Raw genomic sequence first — 25,432 nt, 5'->3', positions numbered from 1 at the left:
GCCGCACCCATGGCCATGAGTGCGGCCGGGGCTTCAGCTGCGGGTGGCGAGCGAGCGGAGGAAGAAGCCGACGTTGGCCGGGCGCTCGGCCAGCCGGCGCATGAAGTACGCGTACCAGTCGCCGCCGTACGGGACGTAGGCCCGCACGCGGGTGCCCGCCGCGGCCAGACGGCGCTGCTCGTCGGGGCGGATGCCGTAGAGCATCTGCAGCTCCCACGAGTCCGCGGTCCGGGAGTGCTGGGCGGCCAGCTCGTGCGCGAGGGCGACCATCGCCGGGTCGTGCGAGCCCACCATCGGGTACCCGGGGCCGGCCATGAGGATCTCGAGGCAGCGCGCGTAGGCGGCGTCGACGTCCTTCTTCTTCCGGTGCGCGACGGCCGGCGGCTCGTCGTAGGCGCCCTTGACCAGGCGCACCCGCGAACCCGTGACGGCGAGGGCCTTGGCGTCGTCCTCGGTGCGCAGCAGCATCGCCTGCAGGACCGCGCCGGTGCCGGGGTGCTCCTTGCGCAGCTCGTCGAGGGCGGCGAGCGTCGAGTCGATGGTCCGGTGGTCCTCCATGTCGAGGGTGACCGTCGTGCCGATCGCGCTGGCCGCCGCCGCCACCGGTCGCACCAGGTCGAGGGCCAGCTCGTGGCCGTCGGGGAGCGCCTGGCCGAAGGCGGACAGCTTCACCGACACCTCGGCGCCGTCCCCCAGCCCCAGGCCGGCCAGCCCGTCGAGGGCTGCCAGGTAGGCGTCCCGGGAGTGCTCGGCCTCGGTTCGGGTGGTGATGTCCTCACCGAGGTGGTCGAGGGTCGCCCGGATGCCGTCGGCGGCCAGCGCCCGGACGGCGGTGAGCGCATCGGCCAGGTCCTCCCCCGCGACGAACCGGTCGACCACCCGGCGCGTGGCCGGTGTCCCGGTGACCAGCCGGCGCAGGGCCGGCCGGCGGGAGGCGGCCAGCAAGGCCTTGGAGAGGAGCACGGGACCTCCCGGGAACGGATGACGCCTGGGCGCAACGCTAGGCACGGTCACCCGTCCGGGCCAGGGACAGATGTCGGGAGTTCCGCGGTCTGTTCTCATACAGCTGTACAGACGGGGGGTCCGATGCGCGACGACCTGCAGGACCTGGTCGACGAGGTGTCCCGTGTGCTGGCCGCGCCCGCCACCCTGGAGGACGCCGACTTCACGTTGCTGGCCTTCTGCGCCCACGACGACAGCGGTGCCGACCCGATCGACGCCGTCCGCACGCGGTCCATCCTGACCCGGGGCTCGGCGCCGGAGACCCGTCGCTGGTTCGAGGACTTCGGCATCGCCTCGGCGACCCGGCCGCTGCGGACGCCGGCGGAGCCGGCGGCCGGCATCCTCACCCGGCTGGTCCTGCCGGTCCGCCACGGCGGCGAGATCCGCGGCTACCTCTGGCTGCTCGACGACGGGCGCATCGACCCCGACGACGACGGGGACCCGGCGCTCGAGCGCGCCCAGGACCTGGCCGCGGACGCGGGCCGGCTGCTGGCCGGGCGTGCCGCCGCCGACCTCGGGGACGCGCTCGCCGACGTCCTCGACGGCCGGCCGGGGGCGCGCCCTCCGGCCGAGCGCCGGCTGGCCGAGCGGCTGACCGGCGACGGCCTCCAGGTGCTGGTCGCGCTCTGCCCCGCGGGCGGCGCCGTGCCCCGGGGATGGCGGCTCCCGGCCGCCGGTGCGGTGGCGACCGTCGTCGCCGGCGGGGCGGTCGCCGTCCTGGTGCCGCTGCCGGCGCCGGCCGACCTCCGTCCGGCCGGGGCACTCACCGCGGCGTCGCTGCGCAGCCTCCCGGCCGGCAGCAGCGCCGGGGTGTCGGCGGTGCGCCGGGGCGCCGCGGAGCTGGCCGACCAGTGGCAGGAGGCCCGTACCGCCGCGCGGATCGCCGCCGCGGTCGACCGGTTCTCCCCCGTCGCCCACTGGGGCGAGCTGGGCGCGTGGCGGTTGGCCGCGCAGATCCCGGGACCGGATCCCGCGCTGCGGCCGTTGCTCGCCGACGCGGTGCTCGCCGCGACCGCGGAGACCTTCCTCGACTGCGCCGGCAGCGCCGCCCGGACGGCGGAGGCCCTGTGCATCCACCGGCAGACGCTCTACTACCGGCTGGGCCGCATCACCGCGCTGACCGGCCTGGATCTGGCCGACGGCGACGCCCGCCTGCTGGTGCACGCCGGGCTGCGCGCCGCACGGTTGCGGGACGGGACCCGGCCACCGCGCTCCTGATCGACGGCTCCCCTACGCTCGTCGCGATGGCTGCGGGAGAGATGGCTGCGCACCGGGACGACCGCAGCGGGCACGACGACGTCCTGCGCGCCCTGCGCACCGGGACCGCCGCGGAGCACCGCGCGGTCGAGGACCTGCTCGACCTGCTGGACCCGCAGCTCGACCGGCGGCGGCTGGCGCAGGTGCTGACCGTCATGCACGGCTTCTGGGTGGCGGCCGAGCGGTGCCTCGACGCGTGGGCCGCCCGCCGGCCGGCCGACGCCCGGAGCGTGGCGTGGGACCGGCGACGCCGGGCGGGGCTGTTCGCCACCGACCTGCGCGCGCTCGGCGCCCCGGCGTCGGCCGACGTGCCGCTGCTGCCCGCCGTCGCGGACACCGACGAGGCGCTGGGTCGGCTCTACGTGCTGGAGGGCTCCACGCTCGGCGGCACGTTCATCGACCGCCACCTCGCCGGGCTGCCCGGTCTCGCCGACGTCCGGATCCGCGCCTTCTCGCCCTACGGGGCGGACACCGGGGCCATGTGGGCCGCCTACCGGCGGGTCACCCGTGAGCACGTCCGCGCCGGGGGTGACGCCGACCGCATCCTCGCCTCCGCCCGCGAGACGTTCCGCGCCCTGGCGCAGTGGTGCCGGCCGGTGGCCGGCGACCGAGAGGTGCCGGTGTGACCGACGTCGACCGCGAGGTGGAGTTCCTCGCACCCGGCGAAGCGGTCGACCTGACCAACTGCGAGCGGGAGCCGATCCACATCCCGGGCAGCATCCAGCCGCGGGGGGTGCTCATCGCGGTGAGCGATCCGGACTGGATCGTCCAGCAGGTCTCGGAGAACCTCGCCGACCTGACCGGGGTCGGGTGGCGGGAGGCGCTGGGCCGCCCGCTCCCCGAGGTCATCGGCATCCGGGCCGCCGAGGCGGTGATCCGTTCGGCCAGCGCCTTCGGTGACCTGCGCGAGCGCAACCCGGTGGAGATCACCCTCGACGTCGGCGGCGCTGCCGTGCCGGTCGACGCCCTGCTGCACCGCACCCAGCTCGATCCGGGCGCCACGGACAGCCGATCCGGGGCCGACCCGGCCGGGGCGCTGCCCGTCACCGCCCTCGTCGTCGAGCTCGAGCCGGCCCACGGCCCGCGGCCGTTCTCCTTCCCCAACACCTACCAGGCGGTGCGCGGCACCATCGGCGAGCTCAACCGCGCCGGCACGCTGCAGGAGCTCTACGACATCACCGCCCGGGCGGTGCGGGAGCTCACCGGCTTCGACCGGGTCATGGTCTACCGCTACGACGCCGACCACAACGGCGAGGTGGTGGCCGAGGCGAAGGCACCGCACCTCAACTCCTTCCTGGGCCTGCACTACCCGGCGTCGGACATCCCCGCGCAGGCGCGGGCGCTGTACGAGAAGAACTGGATCCGGCTCATCTCCGACGTCGACTACGCGCCGGTCCCGCTCCAGCCCGTCGACCACCCGCTCAGCGGGCGCCCCCTCGACCTCACCTACTCGTCGTTGCGCAGCGTCTCGCCGATCCACGTCGAGTACCTGAAGAACATGGGCGTGCACGCCTCGATGTCGATCTCGCTGCTGCGCGACGACGAGCTGTGGGGCCTCATCGCCTGCCACCACTACAGCGGCCCGCACGCCCCGCCCTACGCCACCCGGGCCGCGGCCGAGTTCCTCGGGTCGACGATGTCGCTGCGGCTCATCGACCGGGCGCAGGAGGAGGAGTTCCAGCGCGCCCTGCGGGTGCGCTCGACGCTGGCCTGGCTCACCGCCGCCACCATGGACGAGGAGCGCCCGCTCAGCGAGACCGTCCTCGGCACCCCGAGCCTGCTGGACCTGCAGGCCGCCGACGGCGTCGCGGTGAACCTGCAGGGCGCGCGCGGCTGCGCCGGCGCAGCACTGCCACCCGGCCTGGCCGACGCCGTCGCGGGCTGGGCGGCGGCCCAGGGTGACGACGTCGTGGCCACCGACGCCCTGGCCTCGGTGGCCCCCGGGCTGGGGTCGGCGACCGGCCCGGTGTGCGGCGTGCTGGTGCTGCCGCTCCCGGAGGGCCAGTACGTGCTCTGGTTCCGCGGCGAGGCGGTCCGGCACATCGACTGGGGCGGCGATCCGCACAACAAGGCGATCGCCGAACGGGAGGGCGACGAGGTCCGGCTCAGCCCGCGCAAGTCGTTCGAGCGCTGGCGGGAGACCGTCCGGGGCCGGTCGGAGCCGTGGACCCCGCAGGAGATCGGTGAGGCCGCCGAGCTGCGCACGCACCTGCTCGAGGCGCTCTACGCGCGGTCGCGCAGCATCGTGCGCGCCGCGGAGACGCTGCAGCGCAGCCTGCTCTCCGACCCACCCGAGCCCGACCACCTCGAGGTGGCGGTGCGGTACGTGCCGGCCACCCGGGAGGCCCAGGTCGGCGGCGACTGGTACGACGTGTTTCCGCAGCCCGACGGGTCGACGATGCTGGTCATCGGCGACGTGGTCGGGCACGACACGGAGGCCGCGGCCACGATGGCGCAGCTGCGCGGGCTGCTGCGCGGCATCGCCTACGACAGCGCCGCCGGACCGGCGGCGGTGCTGTCCCGGCTGGACGCCGCGGTCGAGGGCCTCGGGCTCGGTGCCATGGCCACCGTGCTGGTGGGCCGGCTGGAGCAGACGCCGGCCGAACGCGCCGGAGGCGTGACCCGGCTCCGGTGGGCCACCGCCGGGCACCTGCCCCCACTGGTGGTCGCCCCCGACGGCGCCCAGCAGCTGCTGGTCCCCGACCGCCCCGGGCTGCTGCTGGGCGTCGACCCGGCACGTCCGCGGAGCGAGCAGGTGACCGTGCTCGCGCGCGGCTCGACCCTGCTGCTCTACACCGACGGGCTGGTCGAGCGCCGCGACCAGGTGTTCGACGACGGCGTGACGCTGCTCGGCGAGGCGCTGGCGGAGCTGCGCCACCTGCCGGTGACGGCGATCTGCGACCGGCTCATCGCACGGCTGCTGCCCGGCGGCGCGGAGGACGACGTCGCGCTCGTCGCCGTCCGCCTGCGACCGCAGCACCGCTGAGCCGGCTCCCGGTCAGTCCGCCCCCGGAGCGGTGAACCGGGGGGTCAGTCCGTCGTCGGGCGCACCACCCTGGGCCGGCAGCGGACCCTCGTCCTCCGCCGCCCGTGTCGCGGCGACGACCTCCTGCGGCGAGCCCACCAGGTCCGTCCCGTCGCGCCGTTCCAGCGCGGCCAGCAGCCGCTCCTCGTCCGGCGCGAGGTCACCGGGGCCGAGGTGGCCGCCGGGCTCGCCGGCGTCGGAGCCCGACGCCATCGCAGTGTCCGGGGTGGGGTCGTCCGGGGCGTTCACGCGGCTGTTCCTCACGGTCGGTCAGCGGGGGAAGTTGGGTTCGAGCCGGGGCACGATCTGCATCTCCGGAACGAAGCTGGCCGGGTGCAGCAGGAGCAGGGTGCGGATCGCCTCCGCCACCGCCGACGGCGGCATCATCAGGTGCTCGGGGATGCCCCACTGCTCCATCATCGGGGTGTCCATGGCAGCCGGGATGACGCTCTGCACCCGGCAGGGGAAGGGCCGCTCGCTGCCGTCGGGCTGCCGGACGGCCTTCTCCCGCAGCTCCCGCTGGATGCACTTCGTGGCGTTGAGGAAGCCCGCCTTCGAGCCGTTGTAGGCGATCGCGCCGCTGCCGGAGGTGACGGCCGACAGCGAGACGACGTGCACGACGTCGGCCGTGCGCTCGTCCGGCAGGTGCTGGACCCGCTTCATGAACTCGCTGGTGAGGAAGATCGGCCCCTCGCAGTTCACCGCCTGCACCTGGCGGTAGTCGGCCAGGTCGATGTCGGTGATGTAGCCGGGCCGGTCGATGCCGGCCACGTTGACCAGGATGTCGAAGGCGTCACCGTGCCGGTCGAAGAGGCCGGCCACGACGGACCGCCGGCTCTCGTCGTCGGTCACGTCGAGGGCGACGACCTCGGCGGAGCCGCCGGCAGCCGACACCTGCGCGAGCGTCTCGTCGCTGCCGGGCGCGTTGATGTCGGCGATCGCCACGTGGGCGCCGGCCTCCGCCAGTGCCAGTGCGGTCGCCCGCCCCAGCCCGCTGGCCCCGCCCGTCACGAGTGCGACCCGGCCCTTCAGCGACTCTTCCATTCGACTCCTCCGTCGTCGGTCGTGTCCGTCGCCGACAGCCTCGCCGAAGTTCGTGGGGGCCGCAGGTCGGGCCTGCGCCGACGACCGACCGAACGCGCCGGGTGACCGACCTGCCGGTCAGCTCCGGTGCAGGCCCGCGTCCTCGATCAGCCGCGCCTGCTCGCGGCACCAGGGCGACCAGGCGTCCCCCTCGGTCTCCTGGCGACGGCGGAACGCGGCCCAGTCGAGCAGCTCCCACTCCCCCACCTCGGTGGGTTCCGGTGCCGGCGTCCCGATGAACCGCCCGACGTAGACGGGGCAGATCTCGTTCTCCACGACCCCGCGGAAGACCGCGCGGTAGCGGTACCCGGGCAGGGCCGGCCGGACGTCGGCCACCTGCAGTCCCAGCTCGAACTCCGCGCGCCGCGCGATCGCCGCACCGTCGTCCTCCCCCGGGCCGGGGTGCCCGCAGACGGTGTTGGTCCACATCCCCGGGAAGGTCGCCTTGTCCGCCGCACGACGGGTGACCAGCAGCCGGCCCGCGTCGTCGAAAAGGTAGGCGGAGAACGCCCGGTGCAAGGGGGTCTCCCCGTGGTGTACCTGCGGCTTGGGCAGGGTGCCGATCTCCCGTCCGTCGTCGTCGACCAGCACGATCAGCTCCACGGTGCATATTGTCGCCCTCCGGGCGACACCGCGGCCAATTGCCGTTCTCCTGGTGCACTGAGCCGTTACCGGCCCTTCTCAGGGAGGCCTCCGGCCGCCCTTCGTCGGACCGCCTCGCAGGGCGGCTCCATGCCGCTCCTCGGGGAGCCTCCGGCCCCCGCTCGTCACGACATCCCGCGGTTCCTTTGGCACAGTTCTTCCGTGGACAGCTTTCGCCGGGGCGGCCTGACCTTCGACGTCCGGGACGCCGGACCGGACGACGGGGACCCCGTCGTCCTCCTGCACGGCTTCCCGCAGGACTCCACGGCCTGGGACCGGGTGGCCCCCGCGCTGCACCAGCACGGCTTGCGCACCCTCGCGCCGGACCAGCGCGGCTACTCCCCCATGGCCCGCCCGCGCGGCCGGTCGCACTACCGGCTGCGGGAGACGGTGAGCGACGTCCTCGCGCTGCTCGACGCCGCCGGGCTCCCGGACGCCCACGTGGTCGGCCACGACTGGGGCGGCATCGTCGGCTGGGCGCTCGGCGCCTGGCACCCCGACCGGGTGCGCACCCTGACCGCGCTCTCCGTCCCGCACCCGGGCGCGATGGCCCGCGCCATGGTCACCAGCGACCAGGCGCTCCGCTCCTACTACATGGGGCTGTTCCAGCTGCCGGTGCTGCCCGAGCAACTGCTGCTCGCCGGGAACGGTGCCGCCCTGCGCCGGATGCTGGCGCACGGCGGCCTCCCCGACGACGCCGTCGCCCGCTACGTCCGGCGGATGCGCGAGCCGGGCGCGCTCACCGCGGCGGTCAACTGGTACCGGGCGCTGCCGTGGGCCGGCCGCGACCCGGTCGGCCGGGTGCGCGTCCCGACCCTGCACGTGTGGAGCACCGGCGACGCCTTCCTCGGCCGGGCCGCCACCGAGGACACCGCCCGCTTCGTCGAGGCGCCCTACCGGCTGGAGATCCTCGACGACGTGACCCACTGGATCCCGGAGCTGGCCGCCGACCGGACCGCCGAGCTCGTCACCGCCCACGTCCGCGGCTGACACGGAGCGATTGGAAGACTGCACCGCATGACGCAGACGACGTCGCCGCTGACCCGGGCCGAACGCCTCGACCGGCTGCCCTTCACCCGTGAGCACGGCCGGCTGGTCGTCGGGTCGGGGCTGGGCTGGGCGCTGGACGCCATGGACGTCGGCCTCATCTCCTTCGTGATGCTGGCCCTGGCCGCCCAGTGGGGACTGTCCGACACCGAGCTGTCCCTGATCGGGTCGATCGGCTTCGTCGGCATGGCGCTGGGCGCGACGCTCGGCGGGCTGCTGGCCGACCGGTACGGCCGGCGCCAGGTCTTCGCCCTCACCCTGCTGGTGTTCGGGCTCGCCACGGGGGCGGCGGCCCTGTCCTGGTCGCTCGGCGCACTCCTGGTGTTCCGGTTCATCATCGGCCTCGGCCTGGGAGCGGAGCTGCCGGTGGCTTCCACCCTGGTCAGCGAGTTCGCGCCCGCCCGGGTGCGCGGCCGCGTGGTCGTCATGCTCGAGGCGTTCTGGGCGGTGGGGTGGACGCTGGCCGCGCTGATCGGCTACTTCGTCGTCCCGCGCAGCGACGACGGGTGGCGCTGGGCGCTGGCGATCGGCGCCGTGCCCGCGCTGTACGCCGTCGTCGTCCGGCGCGGGCTGCCCGAGTCGGTGCGCTTCCTCGAACTGCGCGGCCGCACCGACGAGGCCGAGGCCGCGGTGCGCCGGTTCGAGCGGGCGGCCGGCGTGGACCCCGTCGCGTCGCCGCCGCCCGAGCCGCCGGCCAGGACGCCGGGGCCGGGCGCCCTCTGGGCAGCCGGGACCGGTGTGCGCACCGCGTCGCTCTGGATCGTCTGGTTCAGCATCAACTTCGCGTACTACGGAGCCTTCATCTGGCTGCCGACGCTGCTGTTCAACGACGGCTTCTCCGTGGTGAAGTCCTTCCAGTACACGCTGATCATCACCCTGGCCCAGCTGCCCGGGTACGCGGTCGCGGCCTACCTCATCGAGAAGTGGGGCCGGCGCCCCACGCTGGCGACCTTCCTCGTCGGCTCGGCGGTCGGAGCGGGGATGTTCGCCGCCGCCGACGCCGACACGGCGGTCCTCGCCACCGGCATGGTCCTGTCGTTCTTCAACCTCGGTGCCTGGGGCGCCCTCTACGCTGTGACGCCGGAGATCTACCCCACGGCGCTGCGCGCGACGGGCGCCGGCGCCGCTGCCGGGTTCGGTCGGCTGGCCTCGATCGCCGCGCCGCTGTGCGTGCCGCTGCTGGTCGGCGCCGGCGGTACCGGCCTGGTCTTCGGCACGTTCGCCGGCTTCTTCCTGCTGGCGGCCCTGGCGACCTGGGGGTTGCCCGAGCGGCGTGGGGAGGCGCTGGACGCGCCGGCGCCGACCACCGCACTCCGGGACTGAACGAGACCGACCGCCGGTCAGGAACGGGCGCCCACTCGCACCGGAACCCATGGTCACGGCGCCCGGAACCGAGCACAGTCGACCGCATGGAGCTCGATCCGGTGCGGACCAACCCCAGCCACTACCGGGTGGTCTTCGAGAACGATCGGGTGCGGGTGCTCGAATACACCGATCTGCCCGGTGAGCGGACGACGCCGCACGCGCACCCGGACAGTGTCATGTACACCCTCAGCTCGTTCCGCCGACGGCTGTACTCCGCGGACGCGCACCGCGACGTGGAGATGGTGGTGGGCACGACCGGCTGGCTGCCTGCGCAGGAGCACTCCGGCCAGAACATCGGAGAGACCGAGACCCACGTCCTGTTCGTCGAGCTGAAGGACGGCGCGGGCGGCGGCGCGGGCGGCCCCGCGGGACCGGGGATCCTCGGGCCCGCCTGACACCGGCCGACCGCCGAGCCGTCCACCTGCAAAGGTGTCTTTGCAAAGTAACCTTTGCCTTGGTTGACTGGATGTCGTGAGCCGATGGCCGGAAGACGCCCAGCAGATGGTCGACGTCCACGATCCCCGTAGGCTGCGGGCGCTGGCCCACCCGCTGCGGATGTCCCTGCTCGCCGCCCTCCGCACCGACGGTCCCTCGACCGCCAGCCGGCTGGCCGGCCGCCTCGGCGAGAGCAGCGGCTCCACCAGCTACCACCTGCGCCAGCTGGCCGGCGCCGGCTTCGTGGAGGAGGTCGAGGGAGAGGGCACCGGCCGGGAACGCTGGTGGCGGGCGCTGCACCGCAGCACCCGCTGGGACGAGGCCGAGCTCACCGCCCAGCCCGGTGGCCGCGAGCTGGCCGATGACCTGGTCGGCCGGATCGTCGCCCAGCAGCGCCGGATGCTGGCCGCCCACGCCGCCGAACGCGACGGCCTGGACGACGGCTGGCGCGCCGCGACATCGCTCAACGACGCCGGCCTGCGGCTGACCCCCGAGCACACCCGCGAGCTCGCCGCCGAGCTGCTCGCCGTCCTGGAGCGGTGGCGTGAGACGCGCGAGAGCCCCGACCAGCCGCTGGTGCACGTGCTGGTCGACCTGTTCCCGCTCGAGGCCTACCCGCTGTGAGCTCCGTGCTGACCGCCGCGGCCGTGCAGCGCCGGTACGTGGGCCTCACCGCGCTGCGCTGGCTGCCGCTCGGCATCACCGTGCCGGTGATCGTGCTGCTGGCGTCGGCCCGGGGCCTGAGCACCACCGAGATCGGGCTGACGGTCGCGGTGCACTCCATCGTCGCCGTCTCGCTGGAGCTGCCCACCGGCGGCCTCGCCGACGCGATCGGGCACCGGCCGGTGCTCGTGCTCTCCGCGGTGCTCGGCGCGGCCGGGCTGCTCACGATGGCCGCCGCCCAGGACGTCGCCGTCTTCGCCCTCGCCTACGGGCTGATCGGCGCCGGCCGGGCGCTGGACTCCGGCCCGCTGGAGTCCTGGTTCGTCGATGCGACGCACGCCGCCGACCCCGGTGCCGACACCACGCCCGGCCTGAGCCGGGCCGCCGCGGCCAGCGGTCTCGGGCTCGCGCTCGGCGCGGTGCTCGGCGGCCTGGTGCCGCTGCTCGCCGACGGGGCGGGCAGCGCGGCGCTCACCATCCCCTTCCTGCTCGCCGCCGGCGTCGACGTCGTCTACCTCGTGGCGCTGATGGCGCTGGTGACGCCGCTGCGCACCGCTCCGGCGCCAACGTCGGCCGCGGCGGCGCTCCTGCGGGGCTGCCGCGACGTGCCGCGGCTGATCCGGGAGACCGCCCGGCTCACCCGCGACGACGGGATCCTGCGCCGGCTGCTGATCCTCTCGGCGGTGAGCGGGCTGGTGTTCTCGACGCTGGAACTGCTCGGTCCGCTGCGGTTCGCCGAGCTCGCCGGCGGGGCCACCGAGGGCACGGCCGTGTTCGGGGTGGTCATGGCGGCGTCGTTCGCCGCGGCCTCCGTCGGCTCGGTGCTGGCCGGCCGGGTCCGCCGCGCCGCCGGCGGATCGACCGCCGTCGCCACCGCCGGGGTGGCCCTGCTGGCCGCGCTCGTCCTCGCCGGCACGGCCCTGAGCCCGGTGCTCGCCGTGACGGCGGTCAGCTACGCGCTGTTCTACCTCGTGAACGCGGCCGGCTGGCCGCTGCGCCAGCAGCTCATGCACACCCGCGTCACCGCCGAGCACCGGGCGACGACGGTCTCCGTCGCCTCCCTGGCGCTGCAGGCCGGCGGGATCGTCGGCAGCCTCGCGGTGGCGCGGCTGGCCGATGCGACCAGCGACACGGCCGGGTTCGCCGTCGCCGTCGCCGCGCTGCTGTTCGCGGCGGCGGTCTCGCTGCGGCTGCGGGTACCGGTTGGCGCGGGGATGGCCGGGTAGCGGCAGAGCATGCCGAACCTCTCCCCCGGCCACCTCGCCGGTCGCACGGTCGCCGTCACCGGAGCCAGCGGCAACGTCGGCACGGCCCTGCTGCGCCGGCTCACCGCACCCGGAGCCGGGCCGGCCGAGGTCCGCGGCCTGGCCCGTCGGCCGGCGCCGTCGATGCCGCCCTACGACGGCGTGCGCTGGCATCACGCCGACCTCGGCGAGGCGGCGAGCGAGGCGGAGATCGCGGAGTTCGTCGCGGGCGCCGACGCGGTCGTGCACCTGGCGTGGGCGCTGCAGCCCGGACGGCAGCCCGACCGGCTGCGCGAGGTGAACGTCGAGGGCACCCGCCGGGTGGCCCGCGCCGCCGCGGCGGCCGGCGTCGGCCAGTTCGTGCACATGAGCTCGATCGGCGCCTACGCCGCCGGCGCCCGTGGTTCCCGGGTGACCGAGGACTGGCCCACCACGGGCATCCCCACCTCGCAGTACAGCCGCGACAAGTCCGAGGCCGAGCGGGTGGTCCGCGAGGTGTTCGGCCGGCACCGCGACACCACGCTGACCGTGGTGCGCCCCACGCTGGTGCTGCAGCCGGAGGCGGGCAGCGAGATCGGCCGCTACTTCCTCGGCCCGCTACTGTTCGGCGCGGCCCGCGTGCTGCCGGGTCCGCTGGCCCGGCTGCTGCCTCTGCCGCTACCCGCGCTGGCGATCGCGTTCGTGCACGCCGACGACGTCGCCGACGGGATCGAGCGGATGCTCGACCGGCGCGCCTCCGGCCCGTTCAACCTCGCCGCCGAACCGCTGCTGGACGCCGCCGCGCTCGCCCGCGCCCTGGGCACCGTGCGGGTGCCCACCCCGGCGTTCGCCCTTCGCGCCGGGCTGCACGCCGCCTTCACCGCGCACGTGGTGCCCACCGAGCCGGGCTGGCTCGACCTGGGCACGCAGGTACCGGCGCTGGACACCGGCCGGGCGCGCAAGCTGCTGGACTGGGCGCCGTTCCACACCGGAGACGACGTGCTGCGGCAGTTCGTCGCCGCCCTCGGGCGGGGCGACGGCGCCCCCGGGCCGCTGTTCCGGCCCGCCGGCGGCGGCACGCTGGACCCCGCCGGCGACCCGGCCAACGCACCCGGCCCACGGGCGAACTGACTCAGCCCGGTGCACTCCCCAGCAACGTACGGGTCATCGCGTTGCGGGTGTCGAGCAGTTCGTCGAGCGCGGCGGTGAGGTCGTCGGCCGACACCACCAGCCGGTCGCCGGCCGCGGTGCGGGTGGCCGCCAGCAGGGCCGCCCGGCGCAGCAGTTCCTTGAGGAACGACGCCGTCACCCCCTCCGACCGCGCGAGCACGTCGTCCAGCCGGGAGGTGTCCACCTCCAGCGACCCCCGGTAGAGGTCGAACAGGGCGCGACGGGCGGCGCCGTCGGGCAGGTCGAGGGCCACCGCCTGGTCCACCCGCCCGGGTCGCGCAGCCAGCGCCGGCTCGAGCAGGTCGGCCCGGTTGGTGGTCAGGACGAAGACGACGTCGGCGTCCTCGGCGAGCCCGTCCATCTCGTTGAGCAACTGGAACAGCAGTGGGTGCTGCCCGGGGTGCATGCCGCGGTCTTCGGCGATGAGGTCGACGTCCTCGACGATCACCATGGCCGGCTGCAGCGCGCGGGCCACCGAGCAGGCCTCCGCGATCAGGTGCAGGGCGTTGCCGGTCAGCTGGATGACCGTGGTGTCGCGCAGGCTGCTCATCAGGTAACGGACGGTGTGCGTCTTCCCGACGCCCGGCGGGCCGTACAGCAGCACCCCGCGCTTGAGGTGCTGGCCGGCCGCCAGCAGCCGGGCCTTGTGCCGGGCGACGTCGACGACCTGGCGACGGATCTCCGCGAGCGTCTCCGGCACGAGGATCAGCTGGTCGGCCTGCAGCTCGGGTCGGCGGTGGAACTGGAGCAGGGTCTGCCCGTGCCCGAAGATCTCCTGGCCGAAGGAGAGCACCTGACCGCGGAACACGTTGTGCTCGACCGCCGCCGCCCGGATGCCGGCCGCCGCATCGGCCGCGCCGCCCGGGGTGCTGCTCACGACCTGCACCGACACCTGGGGGTGGCCGTACTCCGGATCGGCACCACGCAGCAGGACGGCGGTGCGCGCCTCCCCCTCGGTCACCAGGTAGAGGCCGCACCGCACGCACGGCCGCACCGCGCCGTCCGGGCCGCAGGCCAGGTTCACGCTGGCCGCATTGCCCGGCCGCGGCCCGAACGGCCGGTGGGGACCCGCGTCGTCGCTCAGCAGCTCACCGAGCCCGAACGGGCCGTGCTGGTAGCCGACGACGCCGACCAGTTGCGCCGAGCGGCCCGGCGCAGCCAGCCAGGCCTCCAGCCCGGCCTGCACGTTGACCTGCTCGTAGCCGGGCCACGTCTCCTCGACGACGTCGAGCCCGGCGCCGGATCCGCCGAGGTGGTCGACCAGCAGCGCCGGCAACGCCGGCCGCTCCCCCGCCCGCGCCGCGCCCACCACCGCACGGACCCCACGGCGCAGCAGCCGGCCGACGTCGGCCAGCTCGGGTCGCAGGGCGCCGTCCGCAGCCGGGAGAGCGGACGGGAGCGGCTCGTAGGAGCCGCTGTAGGTCACGTAACGACGACGATGGGGCACGCAGGACCTCCTGGGACGACAGGAGGCGGACGGTAGCGGAACCGGTAGGTCCGCGCCGCTGCTTTCTCCCGCCGGCGTCAGCTCCGGCTGGTCCAGGCGCCGACCTGGCGGTCCATGGCGGCGAAGACGTCGGCGGCCCGCTCGGGGCGCAGCGCGACGAACAGCCCCTCGGCCTCGGCCAGCGTGGTGTCGGGGTCGTCCTCGGCCACCAGGCGGGCGGTGGCGGTGGTCCGCCGGCCCTCGGTGGTGCCGAGCTGGGCCGTCGCCAGCAGGGGCACGCCCAGGTGCACCGGACGCCGGTAGGTGACCGTCAGGGTGGCGGTGAGACCGCCGCGCCCCGCCGCGCGGACGGCCCGGGCGAGCACGTGGTCGAGCATCGTCGCCACCACTCCCCCGTGCACCAGGCCGGGCGGGCCCTCGTGCGTCTTGCCGAGCGTCACGCGCCCGGTGGCCCGCCCCTCCGGGGTGCTGCTCGCGTGCATCGGTGGCGCCACCGGGTTCCCGGGGCCGTACACGGGGCTGTACCAGCGCTCCCCGATCTCGGGGTCGTCGACCGAGGCGATGTCGTGCAGCCCCCGGCCGTCGGCGCGCAGCCGGCCGGCCAGCTCCCGCACGGCCCCGGCGACGTCGGCCAGCTCCTCCAGCGGCACCTCGGTGCGAACCGCGGCGTCGACCAGATCGCGCAGCGCGGCGCCGAGGTCGCCGACCGCGTCCCGGCGGACCGCCCGCTGCTCGGCGGAGAGCTCCGGTCGCTCAGCCACGCGCCATACCGGCCTCGCGCAGCAGCGCACCACCGATGATGACCCGCTGCACCTCGCTGGTGCCCTCGTAGAGGCGGAACAGCCGGGCGTCGCGGTAGAAGCGCTCGACCGGCGTCGTCCGCAGGTAACCCATGCCGCCGTGCACCTGCACCGCCTTGTCGACCGCGCGGCCGACCATCTCGGTGCAGAAGAGCTTGGCCGACGACGGGCCGACCGAGGTGTCCTCGCCGGAGTCGTAGCGGGCGGCGACGTCGCGCGCCAGGCTGCGGCCGGCCAGCAGCTCGGCGTGCATGTCGGCGAGCATGGCCTGCACCAGCTGGAAGCGGCCGATCGGCGCCCCGCCCTGCTTCGCGGTGGCCGCGTAGGCGACCGACTCGTCGAGCACCCGCTGCGCCATGCCGACGCACAGGGCGGCGATGTGCAGCCGGCCGCGGGAGAGCACGGTCAGCGCTTTGGCGTAGCCCCGGCCCTCCTCGCCGATCAGCGCGTCGGCCGGCACGTGCACGTCGTCGAAGAAGACCTCGCTGGTCCAGGCGCCGGCCTGGCCCATCTTCTTGTCCTTGGGGCCGACCGTGACGCCCGGCGTCGTCGTCTCGACGACGAAGCTGGAGATCCCCCGGCCGCCCTTCTGCTCCGGGTCGGTGCGGGCGAAGACGACGAACAGGTCGGCGATCGGCGCGTTCGTGATATACCGCTTGCCGCCGTTGATGACCCACCCCTCGCCGTCGCGGCGGGCGTTCGTGCGCAGCCCGGCGGGGTCCGAGCCGGCCTCGGCCTCGGTGAGGGCGAAGGAGCCGATCAGCGTCCCGGCCGACAGGCCCGGCAGGTACTTCTCCTTCTGCTCCTCGCTGCCGAACTTGGCGATCACCTGACCGGAGATGCCGTTGTTGGTGCCGAACAGCGAACGGAAGGCCGGCGTCGTGTAGCCGAACTCGAACGCCAGCTCCACGTCCTCGGTCATCGAGACGCCGAGTCCGCCGTGCTCCTCGGGCAGCGCGTAGCCGAACAGGCCCATCTCGGCGGCCTGCGCCCGCAGGTCGTCGGGGATGCGGTCCTCGTCCTCGATCTGCTCCTCGCGCGGCAGCACCGATTCGCGGATCAGCTGACGAACGGCGTCCTTGACCTGACGGAAGTCCTCGGCGTCCATGCCGACATGCTGACGCGTACCTCTGCCGGCCGTCGAGGCGGGGTCCAGCCCTCCCGCCGACCCGGCATAGGAGGCTCTACCTATGTCCCGGGGCTGCCGAACCTAGGTAAAGCCTCCTATGCCTCGCCGGGCGGGATCAGGCCAGGGCGTCCAGGCGGGCCATGTCCTCGTCGGACAGGGTCAGCCGCGCCGCGCCGAGGTTCTCGGTCAGGTGGTCGACCGACTTGGTGCCGGGGATCGGCAGGACGACCGGCGACTTCTGCAGCAGCCAGGCCAGCGCCACCTGGGACGGGGTGGCGCCGAGCTCGCGCGCGATGTCGGCGACCGGGCTGTCGGGGGCGGCGAGCTCGCCGGTGGCGATCGGGAACCACGGGATGAAGGCGATGCCCTCGGCGGTGGCGTAGTCCAGCACGTCCTGGCTCTGCCGGGTCGTCAGGTTGTAGAGGTTCTGCACACTGACGATCTCCACGATCTCCCGTGCGGCCGCCAGCTCCGCCACCGACACCTCGGAGACGCCGATGTGCCGGATCTTGCCCTCGTCCTGCAGCTCCTTGAAAGCGCCGAGCTGGTCGGCCAGCGGGACGTCGGCGTCGATGCGGTGCAGCTGCATCAGGTCGATCCGGTCCACCTTCAGGTGCCGCAGCGAGAGCTCCGCCTGCTGCTTGAGGTAGGCCGGCCGGCCGACGGGCGTCCAGATGCCCGGGCCCTGACGGGTGAGCCCCGCCTTGGTCGCGATGACCAGGTTCTCCGGGTACGGGTGCAGCGCCTCGGCGATGATCTGCTCGCTGACGAACGGGCCGTAGGAGTCGGCGGTGTCGATGAAGTCGACGCCCTGCTCGACGGCCGCGCGGACGACCCGCAGGGCGCCGTCCCGGTCGGCCGGCTCGCCCCACACACCCTGGCCGGGCAGCTGCATCGCGCCGTAGCCCAGCCGGTGGACCGGCAGGTCGCCGCCGATGGAGAAGATCTCAGTGCTCTGCGCGGTGGTCATGTCCCGGCCCAGCACGGAAAGCCGGGCCCGTGTTCCCGGCAGCGTGTTCGATGGCGGCATGGGCGAGATCGTGGTGCTGCGGCACGGGCAGACGGAGTGGAGCCGGGACGGGCGGCACACCGGCATCACCGACCTGCCGCTCCTCCCCGAGGGCGAGCACCAGGCGCAGGGGGTGCGCCGGGCCCTGGCCGGACGTCGCTTCGCCGAGGTCCGCGTCAGCCCGCGGCGCCGTGCCCGCCGGACCGCCGAGCTGGCCGGCTTGCGGGAGACGGCGGTGGACGACGACCTGGCCGAGATCGACTACGGCGGCTACGAGGGCCGGACGACGGTGGAGATCAGCGCCGAGCTCGGCCGGGAGTGGTCGGTCTGGCGGAACGGGACCGTCCCGGGGAACTCCCCGGGCGAGACCCTCGCCGAGGTCGGCCGGCGGGTGGACCGGGTGCTGGTCCGGGCGCGCGCCCGGCTGGCCGACGGCGACGTGGCGCTGGTGGCCCACGGGCACGTCCTCCGGGTGCTCACCGCCCGCTGGCTGGGGCTGGCACCCGAGGCCGGCGCCCTCTTCGCGCTGCCGGCCGGGCGGTACGGCGTCCTGGGCCACGAGCACGGCCGGCCGGTGCTCACCGGGTGGGCCCTCGACTGATCTCGCAGACCTCACCTGCGGGTCGCCGTCCTCGTGCTGGAGCGCGAGGACGGCGACCCGCAGGTGAGGACGGCGGACTTCGACGGCTCGGGGCCGGAGTCAGGCCCGGTGCGGACTGACCGGCTGCCAGCGACCCTCGGGCTCCTCGACCGGCGGGTCCGGGCGCACCGGGCGGCCGAACAGCCAGCCCTGCCCCATGTCCGCACCCAGCGCGGTCACCTCCTCGGCCAGCTGCTCGGTCTCGATCCCTTCGGCGACGACGACGGCGCCGAGCTGGTGGGCCAGGTCGGTGACGGCCTTCAGCACCGTCCGGGCGCCGTCGTCGGGCAGCTCCTGCACCAGGCCCTTGTCCAGCTTGACCACCTCGGGCCGGACGGCGGCCAACAGCGACAGGCTCGACCACCCGGCGCCGACGTCGTCCAACGCCACCCGCCAGCCCAGCGACCGGTAGTGCTCGAGGATCGAGACCAGGTGCCCACGGTCGGCGATGGCGTGCGACTCCACCACCTCGAAGACCAGCTGGTGCGGGTCGATGCCGACCTCGTGGGCGACGCGCTCGGTGCTGGCCAGGCAGACCTGGGGGCGGTAGATCGAGGTCGGGTTGAAGTTCACGAACAGGTCGTCACCGCCCAGCCACGGCATCGCGCCGGCGATGGCCGACTCCCGGCCGATGCGGTCCAGGCGGTGCAGCCAGCCGGCGGACTCGGCGACGAAGAACAGGTCCCCACCGCCGACCTCCCGGCCGTCGACCAGCCCCCGCAGCAGCGCCTCGTGGGCGATGACGGAGCGGTCGGCCAGGGAGACGATCGGCTGGTAGACCGACCAGAACTCGGCCTCGGCCAGCACGCCCACCTCGACGGTGACGCCGCGCCGGGCGAGCTCGACGGCGAGGGTCGGTGCGGTGAGCAGCCGGGCGGTGAGCGCGGCGCCGTCGTCGGGCGGGTCGGTGGCCACCCGCACCGCCTCGGTCTCCGCGGCCGTCAGCTCCCGGGCCAGCCGCTGGAACAGCCGCTCCAGACCCGTGCCGCCCCGGTCGTCGACGACGTCGACCAGCTGCGGGGAGGAGTAGACGGTGAGGCCCAGGGCCTTGGCGGTGCGGGCGACGTGGGGAAGGACGTGCCCGATGGAGGTGGCCAGCAGGGCACGGGTGGCGCGCCCGGGCAGCTCCCAGTTCTGACGGCATCCACAGACACCGCCGCAGATGGTTCCCACCGATCCAGGGTGACTCACCGGCGCCCGGTCGGGTGACAGGCGCGCGGCCGTATCGGAACCCACTTCCGGGGTACTCGCAGGGGACGCTCAGGAAGTTCACACGATCACTGTCTAAGGTTTCGCCATGGCCGCTCCCTCTACCGCCGAAGTCGCCCGCGTCAGCCGGGGCGGCCGGCCTCGCGACCCCAGTCGGGACGGCGTCATCCGCGCCGCCATCCTCCGGCTCCTCGCCGACGTGGGCTACGGCGCACTGACGATGGACGCGGTGGCGGCGGAGGCCGGCGTGGGCAAGGCGACCATCTACCGCCGGTGGCGCACCAAGCAGGACCTGGTCGTCGACACCATCGCCGACCTCAACCGGGCGGAGGTGCGCACGCCTGACACCGGCTCCCTCGAAGGAGACCTGCGGGAGATCATGCACACGTTCGTCGGCGTGGTGAACGGGCCCACCGGGGCGGCGACCTTGTCCCTGCTCTCCACCATGCCACGGCAGCCGGCCCTGGCCGAGGCCTTCCGCACCGGCCCGCTGACGGTGTGGAACCAGACGTTCGAGCAGGTGTGGCAGAACGCCGAGGCCCGCGGCGAGATCGACCCGTCGTTCGCCACCTCGGTCGCCGCGGAGACCATCAGCGCGCTGATCGTGCAGCGCTGGCTGCTCACCGGTCACCCGGTCGACGACGCCTACGCCGACGAGGTGCTCGACACCGTCGTCCTGCCGCTGGCGCGCAACCGGGTCAGCGCCTGACCGGCTGACCGTCCGGACACCGACGAGACCGGCCCGCCCCCTGTGGGGACGGGCCGGTCTCGTCGTTCGCGCGTAGGGCGGGTCAGCGCCTGTGGTACTGGACCTTCTCCACGACGACCTCGCGGTTCCGGGTCTTCGGCGCCTTGCGGTGCCGCACCTTCTGCACCACGACGAGGGTGACCAGGAGGCCTACGGCACCGATGGTGGCCTGACCCGCCGGCGTCTGGAGGAAGCGCTGCACCGCGTCCTTGCCCTGCGCCTTCAAGCGCGTCGGGCTGCTGCGGTACGCGAGCTGGTCCAGGGTGGCGGCCAGCGACTCCCGGGCGGAGTCGATCTCGAGCTGGATCTGTCGTGGGTCGCGGGGCACGGCGACAGCCTGCCAGACGGGCTCCAGGTGAGCGCGCCGACGGTGCCCAGGAGCACCCGGGTGGGCTACTCCCTAGACTCCTGCTCCACGCGGGAGTGGTGTAACGGCAGCCACGCCAGACTTAGGATCTGGTGCCTTCGGGCGTGCGGGTTCGACTCCCGCCTCCCGCACGCGCACCGGTTCCCGGCGACCGCCGGACAGGCCGGCCTGACGCCGGTCGACGGCGATGCCTCAAGGACAGGGCCGCCAGCCCTCGCCCTCCTCGACCAGTCCCAGCACCGTCCGGCTCTGCAGCCCACCCTCGGTCTCGAAGGTGATGGTCACGTCGCCGCTCGACTCCCCGTTGGACCAGGCGACGTCGATCCCGTCGATGCTGAAGCCGGCCAGGGGCGGGTCGCCGAACAGCACGGCGAGGTCGTCGGCGGTCAGGTCGGCCGCGCTGCGCCGGCACAACATGCCGTGCGCCTCGTCCCACCGCCCGTCCACCAGCGCGGTGGCGTACGCCTCGGCGGCCTCCTGCGCCGGCCGGAGACTGCTGGTGAACCCGTTCACGGCCACCACCACCAGCGCGACGAGCCCGGCCAGGAACAGGACACCACCGACCGGCAGGCCGATGGTCAGCCACCGGGAACGCCGCCGGCGGGGCGGCGGCGACCAGGGCGGTGGCGGCGCGTACGAGGGCGGTGGGCCGTACCCCGGGGGCGGTGGACCCCAGGGCGGCTGCCCCTGCTGGTGTCCCGGACCGCTCACTGCACCGCCCTCTTCCGTCGCAGATGGCGGAGAACGTAGCGCGCGCACGCGCCACGTCAGCGCAGCCGGGTGATCCCGACCTGTCCCTCACGGTCCCGTCGGCGGCGAAGCCGGGAACCCCGGCGGTCAGCCCAGCTCGACCCGCAGCTCGAGCTCGGCCGAGGGGCTCTCCGGGTCGTCGTCGTCGACGACGGCGAGGAGGTGCACGACGTCGTCGCTGACCCCGCGCAGCGCCAGCCCCTCCACCTTGTGCACGTGCCCGTCCACCTCGGGGATCGGCGCGACCGCCAGCACGGTGTCGCCGTCGACCAGGGCGATGGCGGTCGCCACCACCGGGCCGTCGTCGACGGCGTTCGGGGTGTCCTCCGCCGCCGCGCTGAGCAGCACCCGCCCGTCGGGCAGCGCGATGGCGTCGGTCACGGCCAGACCCACGCCCTCCACCTGGCCGATCCGGTACTCGCGGGGCTGCTCGACCGCCACCTCGGATGCTCCTGCGCGACCGAGCACCGCGTCGACCAGGCCCTCCAGCAGCACGTCGACGCTCGCGGACCGGACGCCGGCCGTCAGGTTGCCCCGGTTGAACCACCGGACGACGTCACCGTGGCGGCTCGCGCCCTCCAGGTTGACGTGGTCCATCGGCAGCCCGAGCCGATCGGCCACCCGCTCGTAGAGCGGCCCCAGCTCGGCCGCGTGCACGACGGGCTCCCCGTCATCCAGGCGCACCAGCACGCCACGCATGCGCCGCGGTGAGGATCCGGACCCGAGCAGCAGTGCGGCCGGTCCGCCGTCCACCTCGGCCGGGCAGGCGGCCTCGAGGTCGGGCTTGAGGTGCTTGGTGCCCTCGGCGGCGCGGAACGTGTCGAGCCCGTCGACGGACGGCAGCATCCGCAGCGCGGTCACCCCGTCAGGGCGCCGCCAGGCGGCGATCGTCGAGTCGTCCTGCACCACGAGCCAGCCGTCGCCCAGCGGCACCACACCGGAGGCGGCGGTGACCGGCGTCCCGTCGTCGAAGCGCAGCGGCCGGGCGGCGTCCACGTGAACTCGCATCGCGGGTCAGTGCCCTCGTCCGCGGCGGCTCACGCGCCGGTAGGGGTCGGGTCCAGAGGACCACGACGAGCAGGTGGGCGGTCGCCAGCGCAGCCGACGGACCGGGACGCTCGAGTCACCCGCTGGGGCGGCTCCGCTCGTCCGCGCCTCGAGCGGGACGCCGGCCGAGCCGATCAGCCCGGCATGACCTCCAGCGCCACCCCCACCACCACCTGGCTGCCCGCCGCCATGGTGCGCGCCGCCGTCGTCCACTCCCCCGCCGCCGCCCCTGCCCGCGGCCGGCACCGGGCGCCGGAGTTCGGCCCCGTGGAGCGGGTGGCCGGCGAGGAGCAGCTGGTCCGCCACGGACGGCACGCCGAGCCGGAGGAGGAGGACTCGCTGGCCTGGCTGGGGTTCAGCTTCCGCGGGGACTGATCCGGCGCCCGGCTTCCCGTCGGTCAGCGATTGCCCAGCACCTCGGCGAGGACGGGCACCAGCGCGGCGAAGGCCTGACCCCGGTGGCTGCGGGCGTCCTTGTCCGCCGGCGAGAGCTCCGCGGAGGTCTGCTGGAGCCCGGCCGGCACGAACACCGGGTCGTAGCCGAAGCCGTTGCTGCCCCGCTTCTCGCGGATCACCGTTCCCCGCCACTCCCGCTCCAGCACCCGTTCGGTGCCGTCCGGGGTGACCAGCGCGGCGGCGCACACGAACGCCGCGCCCCGCCGCTCGTCGGGGACGTCCGCGAGCTGCCCCAGCAGAAGCGCGGTGTTGGCGTCGTCGTCGCCGTGCCGGCCCGACCAGCGCGCCGACAGCACCCCCGGCATGCCCTTCAGCGCATCGACGGTGATCCCGGAGTCGTCCGCCACCGCGGGGAAGCCGGTGTACCGCACGGCCTCCCGCGCCTTCAGCAGCGCGTTCTCCGCGAAGGTCGCACCGGTCTCGGGAGCCTCCGGGTACTCCTCGACGTCCCGCAGACCCACGACCGCCACACCCGGCACCGCGCTCTCCAGCAGCCGCTGCAGCTCGGCCAGCTTGCCGGCGTTGCGGGTGGCCAGCAGCAGTCGGGTGCTCAATCCTGCTCCGCAGGGGTGAGGACGGCGCCGCAGGCACCGGTCACACCCCGGAGGTGCGCAGGGGAACGAGAGAGCTTCGGTCCGCTCATCGGGCGCCGGGCTCCCGGGCCAGCGCCTCGGCCTGCAGCCGGGTCAGCTCCGCACAGCCGGCGACCGCGAGGTCGAGGAGTGCGTCCAGCGTCGGCCGGTCGAAGACCGCGCCTTCCGCGGTGCCCTGCACCTCGACGAACCCGCCGTCGCCGGTGCAGACGACGTTCATGTCGGTACCGGCCCGCACGTCCTCCTCGTACGGGAGGTCGAGCCGCGGCTCACCGTCGATGACGCCGACGCTCACCGCCGCCACCGACTGGACGATCGCGGTCGGCCTGGCCAGCTTCTTGCGCTCGCCCAGCCACGAGACCGCGTCGGCCAGCGCCACGTAGGCGCCGGTGATGGCCGCGGTCCGGGTGCCGCCGTCGGCCTGCAGGACGTCGCAGTCGATCGCGATGCTGTTCTCTCCCAGCGCGCCGAGATCGACCGAGGCACGCAGCGACCGCCCGATCAGCCGGCTGATCTCGTGAGTGCGGCCGCCGATCCGGCCCTTGACCGACTCGCGGTCGCTGCGGGTGTGCGTGGCCCGCGGCAGCATCGAGTACTCGGCGGTGACCCAGCCCAGGCCCGAGCCCTTGCGCCACCGGGGCACGCCTTCGGTGACGCTTGCGGCGCAGAGCACCCGGGTGCGGCCGAATTCCACGAGCACCGAGCCCTCGGCGTGGTCGAGCCAGTTGCGGGTGATCGTCACGGGCCGGAGCTGGTCGGCTGCACGCCCATCGGCACGGGGAGTGGTACGAGGCTGGGTCACGAGTGCCGACAGTAGTGCGCGCCGACCGGAGGTCCGCGCGGCGGAGATCGCCACGGACGGCGAGGATCGGCGCCATGAGATCGGAACTGCGCGCCGTCCGGACCGGCGGTGTCCCCGTCGTCGTCGACGTGACCGACGAATGCGCCGAGTTCGTGCAGCCGGAGGCCGACGGCCTGCTGCACGTGTTCGTGCCGCACGCCACCGCGGGCCTGGCGATCCTGGAGACCGGGTCGGGCAGCGACGACGACCTGCTCGCCCAGCTCGACGAGCTGCTCCCCCGGGACGACCGGTGGCGGCACCGCCACGGCAGCCCCGGGCACGGGCGTGACCACGTGCTGCCCGCCGTCGTGCCGCCGCACGCCAGCGTGCCGGTGCTCGAGGGCCGGCTGATGCTGGGCACCTGGCAGCGGATCTGCCTGGTCGACACCAACACCGACAACCACCAGCGGCAGGTGCGGTTCTCCTTCCTCACCGGATGACCCGCGCCGCCCGCGCGTGACCGGGACAGGACGACACGGCAGGATCAGGGCATGACCGAGACCGACGTCGCTCCCGTTCGCCTGGCCGCCGGCGACCAGGCGCCGGAGTTCACGCTGTCCGACGCCGACGGCAACCCGGTCGCGCTGGCCGGCTTCCGGGGCCGGCGGGTGATCGTCTACTGCTACCCCGCCGCGCTCACCCCCGGCTGCACCACCCAGGCGGTCGACTTCACCGCCGCGGCCGGCGACCTCGCCGACGCCGGGCTCGACATCGTCGGGGTCTCCCCCGACCCGGTGGAGAAGCTGGCGAAGTTCCGGGACGAGGAGGGCCTGCGGATCACGCTGGTGTCCGACCCCGACAAGCAGGTGATGCAGGCCTACGGCGCCTACGGCCCGAAGAAGCTGTACGGCAAGGAGGTCGTGGGGGTGATCCGCTCGACGTTCGTGATCGACGCCGAGGGGCGGATCGAGCGGGCCTCTTACAACGTCAAGGCCACCGGACACGTCGCCAAGCTGCGCCGCGACCTCGGCCTGGACTGAGCCTCACGCCCGCCAGGTCCCCGGCCGGGGCTGGCACTCGGGCGGGCAGGGATAGCCCCGGTCCCACGGGAAGACGCCGCCGGCGTGGGCCCAGGTGAGCTGGTACGCGGGCACGGAGAACTCGTCGGGGCGCTGGTAGAAGCGGTTGGCCGAGAACAGCACCTCGGCCGGGTTGGGCAGCACCTCCACGGTGAGCATCCGCTCGCCGTCCTCCTGCCCGATCACCTCCCCGGGCAACAGGTCGCGCCCGTCGAGGACCAGGTCGGCCACCGTGTTGAGCATCCTGCAGGCGGTCTCGTGCCCGACCCCCACCACGACGAGTTCGGGATGGCCGACCCCGAACAGGCCGACGGTGTAGCCGAACGGTGGTTCGTCGGACTCCTCGCCGCGCATCACGTACTGCACGGCGACGCGGTAGGCCCGGATGGTCTGCGCCAGCCGGCTGTCCTCCTGGTCGAGCCAGGCGAGGGTCTGCGGATCGGTCGTCATGCCGGTCAGCCTGCG

The 25,432-nt window shown here is 74.5% G+C and carries 29 protein-coding genes and 1 tRNA gene; 15 read left to right on the top strand and 15 right to left on the bottom strand.

The genetic code is table 11. The features are described 5' to 3' along the window. Window positions 1-33: 33 nt before the first annotated feature. Window positions 34-963, bottom strand: coding sequence for a proline dehydrogenase family protein (locus BLASA_RS05465; RefSeq protein ID WP_014375041.1), 930 nt, complete (start codon window positions 961-963; stop codon window positions 34-36). Between the two features lie 123 nt (window positions 964-1,086). Between BLASA_RS05465 and BLASA_RS05460 the strand changes: the two genes are divergently transcribed. Genes BLASA_RS05460 through BLASA_RS05450 form a run of 3 tightly spaced genes read left to right on the top strand, consistent with a single transcriptional unit; the run spans window position 1,087 to window position 5,245 of the window. Further along, window positions 1,087-2,220 carry a PucR family transcriptional regulator gene (locus tag BLASA_RS05460; RefSeq protein WP_014375040.1) on the top strand — a complete coding sequence of 378 codons (1,134 nt, stop codon included), beginning with the start codon at window positions 1,087-1,089 and terminating at the stop codon, window positions 2,218-2,220. Between the two features lie 26 nt (window positions 2,221-2,246). Beyond that, window positions 2,247-2,885 (top strand): biliverdin-producing heme oxygenase, encoded by a 639-nt coding sequence (locus BLASA_RS05455; protein ID WP_014375039.1) that lies wholly within the window; start codon window positions 2,247-2,249, stop codon window positions 2,883-2,885. Continuing rightward, window positions 2,882-5,245 carry a SpoIIE family protein phosphatase gene (locus BLASA_RS05450; RefSeq protein ID WP_014375038.1) on the top strand — a complete coding sequence of 788 codons (2,364 nt, stop codon included), beginning with the start codon at window positions 2,882-2,884 and terminating at the stop codon, window positions 5,243-5,245. The genes BLASA_RS05455 and BLASA_RS05450 overlap by 4 nt, the downstream gene beginning before the upstream one ends. A 12-nt stretch (window positions 5,246-5,257) precedes the next feature. Here the strand turns inward: BLASA_RS05450 and BLASA_RS05445 are convergent, their stop codons facing one another. The 3 genes from BLASA_RS05445 to idi all read right to left on the bottom strand — a co-directional run bounded on the left by BLASA_RS05445 (window position 5,258) and on the right by idi (window position 6,970). Next, window positions 5,258-5,533 (bottom strand): hypothetical protein, encoded by a 276-nt coding sequence (locus tag BLASA_RS05445; RefSeq protein ID WP_014375037.1) that lies wholly within the window; start codon window positions 5,531-5,533, stop codon window positions 5,258-5,260. 21 nt (window positions 5,534-5,554) lie between these two features. Beyond that, entirely contained in the window at window positions 5,555-6,328 is a 774-nt protein-coding gene (locus tag BLASA_RS05440; protein WP_014375036.1) for an SDR family NAD(P)-dependent oxidoreductase, read from the bottom strand. A gap of 117 nt (window positions 6,329-6,445) precedes the next feature. Next, on the bottom strand, window positions 6,446-6,970 hold the full coding sequence (gene idi / locus BLASA_RS05435; RefSeq protein WP_014375035.1) for an isopentenyl-diphosphate Delta-isomerase: 525 nt from the start codon (window positions 6,968-6,970) through the stop codon (window positions 6,446-6,448). A 201-nt stretch (window positions 6,971-7,171) separates the two neighbouring features. Between idi and BLASA_RS05430 the strand changes: the two genes are divergently transcribed. The 6 genes from BLASA_RS05430 to BLASA_RS05405 all read left to right on the top strand — a co-directional run bounded on the left by BLASA_RS05430 (window position 7,172) and on the right by BLASA_RS05405 (window position 12,873). Continuing rightward, window positions 7,172-7,999, top strand: a complete 828-nt coding sequence (locus BLASA_RS05430; RefSeq protein ID WP_014375034.1) for an alpha/beta fold hydrolase — start codon at window positions 7,172-7,174, stop codon at window positions 7,997-7,999. Between the two features lie 27 nt (window positions 8,000-8,026). Then, entirely contained in the window at window positions 8,027-9,379 is a 1,353-nt protein-coding gene (locus BLASA_RS05425) for an MFS transporter (RefSeq protein ID WP_014375033.1), read from the top strand. 86 nt (window positions 9,380-9,465) lie between these two features. After that, the gene (locus tag BLASA_RS05420; RefSeq protein WP_014375032.1) at window positions 9,466-9,816 is read left to right on the top strand and encodes a hypothetical protein; all 351 of its coding nucleotides are present in this window, start codon (window positions 9,466-9,468) and stop codon (window positions 9,814-9,816) included. 76 nt (window positions 9,817-9,892) lie between these two features. Further along, a complete protein-coding gene (locus tag BLASA_RS05415; RefSeq protein ID WP_197536265.1) occupies window positions 9,893-10,480 on the top strand; it encodes a helix-turn-helix domain-containing protein in 588 nt (195 codons plus the stop codon). Further along, window positions 10,477-11,745, top strand: a complete 1,269-nt coding sequence (locus tag BLASA_RS05410; protein WP_014375030.1) for an MFS transporter — start codon at window positions 10,477-10,479, stop codon at window positions 11,743-11,745. Before BLASA_RS05415 ends, BLASA_RS05410 begins: the two co-directional genes overlap by 4 nt. A gap of 9 nt (window positions 11,746-11,754) precedes the next feature. After that, complete coding sequence (locus BLASA_RS05405; RefSeq protein ID WP_014375029.1) at window positions 11,755-12,873, top strand: NAD-dependent epimerase/dehydratase family protein; 1,119 nt, start codon at window positions 11,755-11,757, stop codon at window positions 12,871-12,873. Window position 12,874: 1 nt separating this feature from the next. On the opposite strand, the gene BLASA_RS05400 is transcribed toward BLASA_RS05405, so the two are convergent. The 4 genes from BLASA_RS05400 to BLASA_RS05385 form a co-directional block, all read right to left on the bottom strand. After that, window positions 12,875-14,359 (bottom strand): ATP-binding protein, encoded by a 1,485-nt coding sequence (locus BLASA_RS05400; protein WP_166486479.1) that lies wholly within the window; start codon window positions 14,357-14,359, stop codon window positions 12,875-12,877. Between the two features lie 77 nt (window positions 14,360-14,436). Further along, window positions 14,437-15,120, bottom strand: coding sequence for a PaaI family thioesterase (locus tag BLASA_RS05395; RefSeq protein WP_014375027.1), 684 nt, complete (start codon window positions 15,118-15,120; stop codon window positions 14,437-14,439). Continuing rightward, on the bottom strand, window positions 15,113-16,267 hold the full coding sequence (locus BLASA_RS05390) for an acyl-CoA dehydrogenase family protein (RefSeq protein WP_014375026.1): 1,155 nt from the start codon (window positions 16,265-16,267) through the stop codon (window positions 15,113-15,115). Before BLASA_RS05390 ends, BLASA_RS05395 begins: the two co-directional genes overlap by 8 nt. 136 nt (window positions 16,268-16,403) lie before the next feature. Further along, the gene (locus tag BLASA_RS05385; protein WP_231839553.1) at window positions 16,404-17,318 is read right to left on the bottom strand and encodes an aldo/keto reductase; all 915 of its coding nucleotides are present in this window, start codon (window positions 17,316-17,318) and stop codon (window positions 16,404-16,406) included. Between BLASA_RS05385 and BLASA_RS05380 the strand changes: the two genes are divergently transcribed. Then, on the top strand, window positions 17,317-17,898 hold the full coding sequence (locus BLASA_RS05380) for a histidine phosphatase family protein (RefSeq protein WP_014375024.1): 582 nt from the start codon (window positions 17,317-17,319) through the stop codon (window positions 17,896-17,898). The two genes, BLASA_RS05385 and BLASA_RS05380, sit on opposite strands and share 2 nt — an antisense overlap. Before the next feature lie 99 nt (window positions 17,899-17,997). On the opposite strand, the gene BLASA_RS05375 is transcribed toward BLASA_RS05380, so the two are convergent. Then, the gene (locus BLASA_RS05375; protein ID WP_014375023.1) at window positions 17,998-19,110 is read right to left on the bottom strand and encodes an EAL domain-containing protein; all 1,113 of its coding nucleotides are present in this window, start codon (window positions 19,108-19,110) and stop codon (window positions 17,998-18,000) included. Between the two features lie 124 nt (window positions 19,111-19,234). Here BLASA_RS05375 and BLASA_RS05370 point away from each other — a divergent pair, with 124 nt between their 5' ends. Beyond that, window positions 19,235-19,855 (top strand): TetR/AcrR family transcriptional regulator, encoded by a 621-nt coding sequence (locus BLASA_RS05370; RefSeq protein ID WP_014375022.1) that lies wholly within the window; start codon window positions 19,235-19,237, stop codon window positions 19,853-19,855. Window positions 19,856-19,937: 82 nt separating this feature from the next. Here BLASA_RS05370 and BLASA_RS05365 read toward each other — a convergent pair whose 3' ends face one another. Next, entirely contained in the window at window positions 19,938-20,222 is a 285-nt protein-coding gene (locus tag BLASA_RS05365; protein WP_014375021.1) for a DUF3618 domain-containing protein, read from the bottom strand. An 89-nt stretch (window positions 20,223-20,311) separates the two neighbouring features. Between BLASA_RS05365 and BLASA_RS05360 the strand changes: the two genes are divergently transcribed. Next, window positions 20,312-20,392 (top strand) — tRNA-Leu (locus tag BLASA_RS05360). Between the two features lie 61 nt (window positions 20,393-20,453). Here BLASA_RS05360 and BLASA_RS05355 read toward each other — a convergent pair. Together BLASA_RS05355 and BLASA_RS05350 are read right to left on the bottom strand one after the other, a co-directional pair. Beyond that, on the bottom strand, window positions 20,454-20,972 hold the full coding sequence (locus tag BLASA_RS05355) for a hypothetical protein (RefSeq protein ID WP_014375020.1): 519 nt from the start codon (window positions 20,970-20,972) through the stop codon (window positions 20,454-20,456). Window positions 20,973-21,098: 126 nt separating this feature from the next. Then, window positions 21,099-22,019, bottom strand: a complete 921-nt coding sequence (locus BLASA_RS05350) for a DUF6910 family protein (protein ID WP_041775623.1) — start codon at window positions 22,017-22,019, stop codon at window positions 21,099-21,101. A gap of 183 nt (window positions 22,020-22,202) precedes the next feature. Between BLASA_RS05350 and BLASA_RS05345 the strand changes: the two genes are divergently transcribed. Continuing rightward, window positions 22,203-22,433: a hypothetical protein gene (locus tag BLASA_RS05345; protein ID WP_014375018.1), complete on the top strand. Its 231-nt coding sequence runs from the start codon at window positions 22,203-22,205 to the stop codon at window positions 22,431-22,433. Between the two features lie 23 nt (window positions 22,434-22,456). Here the strand turns inward: BLASA_RS05345 and rdgB are convergent, their stop codons facing one another. Both rdgB and rph read right to left on the bottom strand, forming a co-directional pair. Further along, window positions 22,457-23,068 (bottom strand): RdgB/HAM1 family non-canonical purine NTP pyrophosphatase, encoded by a 612-nt coding sequence (rdgB, locus tag BLASA_RS05340; protein WP_014375017.1) that lies wholly within the window; start codon window positions 23,066-23,068, stop codon window positions 22,457-22,459. Window positions 23,069-23,153: 85 nt separating this feature from the next. Next, window positions 23,154-23,909, bottom strand: coding sequence for a ribonuclease PH (rph, locus tag BLASA_RS05335; protein ID WP_014375016.1), 756 nt, complete (start codon window positions 23,907-23,909; stop codon window positions 23,154-23,156). A 74-nt stretch (window positions 23,910-23,983) separates the two neighbouring features. On the opposite strand from rph, the gene BLASA_RS05330 reads away from it, so the two are divergent. Then, the gene (locus BLASA_RS05330) at window positions 23,984-24,388 is read left to right on the top strand and encodes a YjbQ family protein (RefSeq protein WP_014375015.1); all 405 of its coding nucleotides are present in this window, start codon (window positions 23,984-23,986) and stop codon (window positions 24,386-24,388) included. Window positions 24,389-24,439: 51 nt separating this feature from the next. Continuing rightward, the gene (bcp, locus tag BLASA_RS05325; protein ID WP_014375014.1) at window positions 24,440-24,928 is read left to right on the top strand and encodes a thioredoxin-dependent thiol peroxidase; all 489 of its coding nucleotides are present in this window, start codon (window positions 24,440-24,442) and stop codon (window positions 24,926-24,928) included. A 3-nt stretch (window positions 24,929-24,931) separates the two neighbouring features. Here bcp and BLASA_RS05320 read toward each other — a convergent pair whose 3' ends face one another. Beyond that, the gene (locus tag BLASA_RS05320) at window positions 24,932-25,417 is read right to left on the bottom strand and encodes a DUF4262 domain-containing protein (protein ID WP_014375013.1); all 486 of its coding nucleotides are present in this window, start codon (window positions 25,415-25,417) and stop codon (window positions 24,932-24,934) included. Window positions 25,418-25,432: the final 15 nt, after the last annotated feature.

This window comes from Blastococcus saxobsidens DD2 (genome assembly GCF_000284015.1).
Taxonomy (GTDB): domain Bacteria; phylum Actinomycetota; class Actinomycetes; order Mycobacteriales; family Geodermatophilaceae; genus Blastococcus; species Blastococcus saxobsidens_A.
Note: the sequence above shows the minus strand (reverse complement) of the source record. Positions and strands in the feature narration are given on the sequence as shown.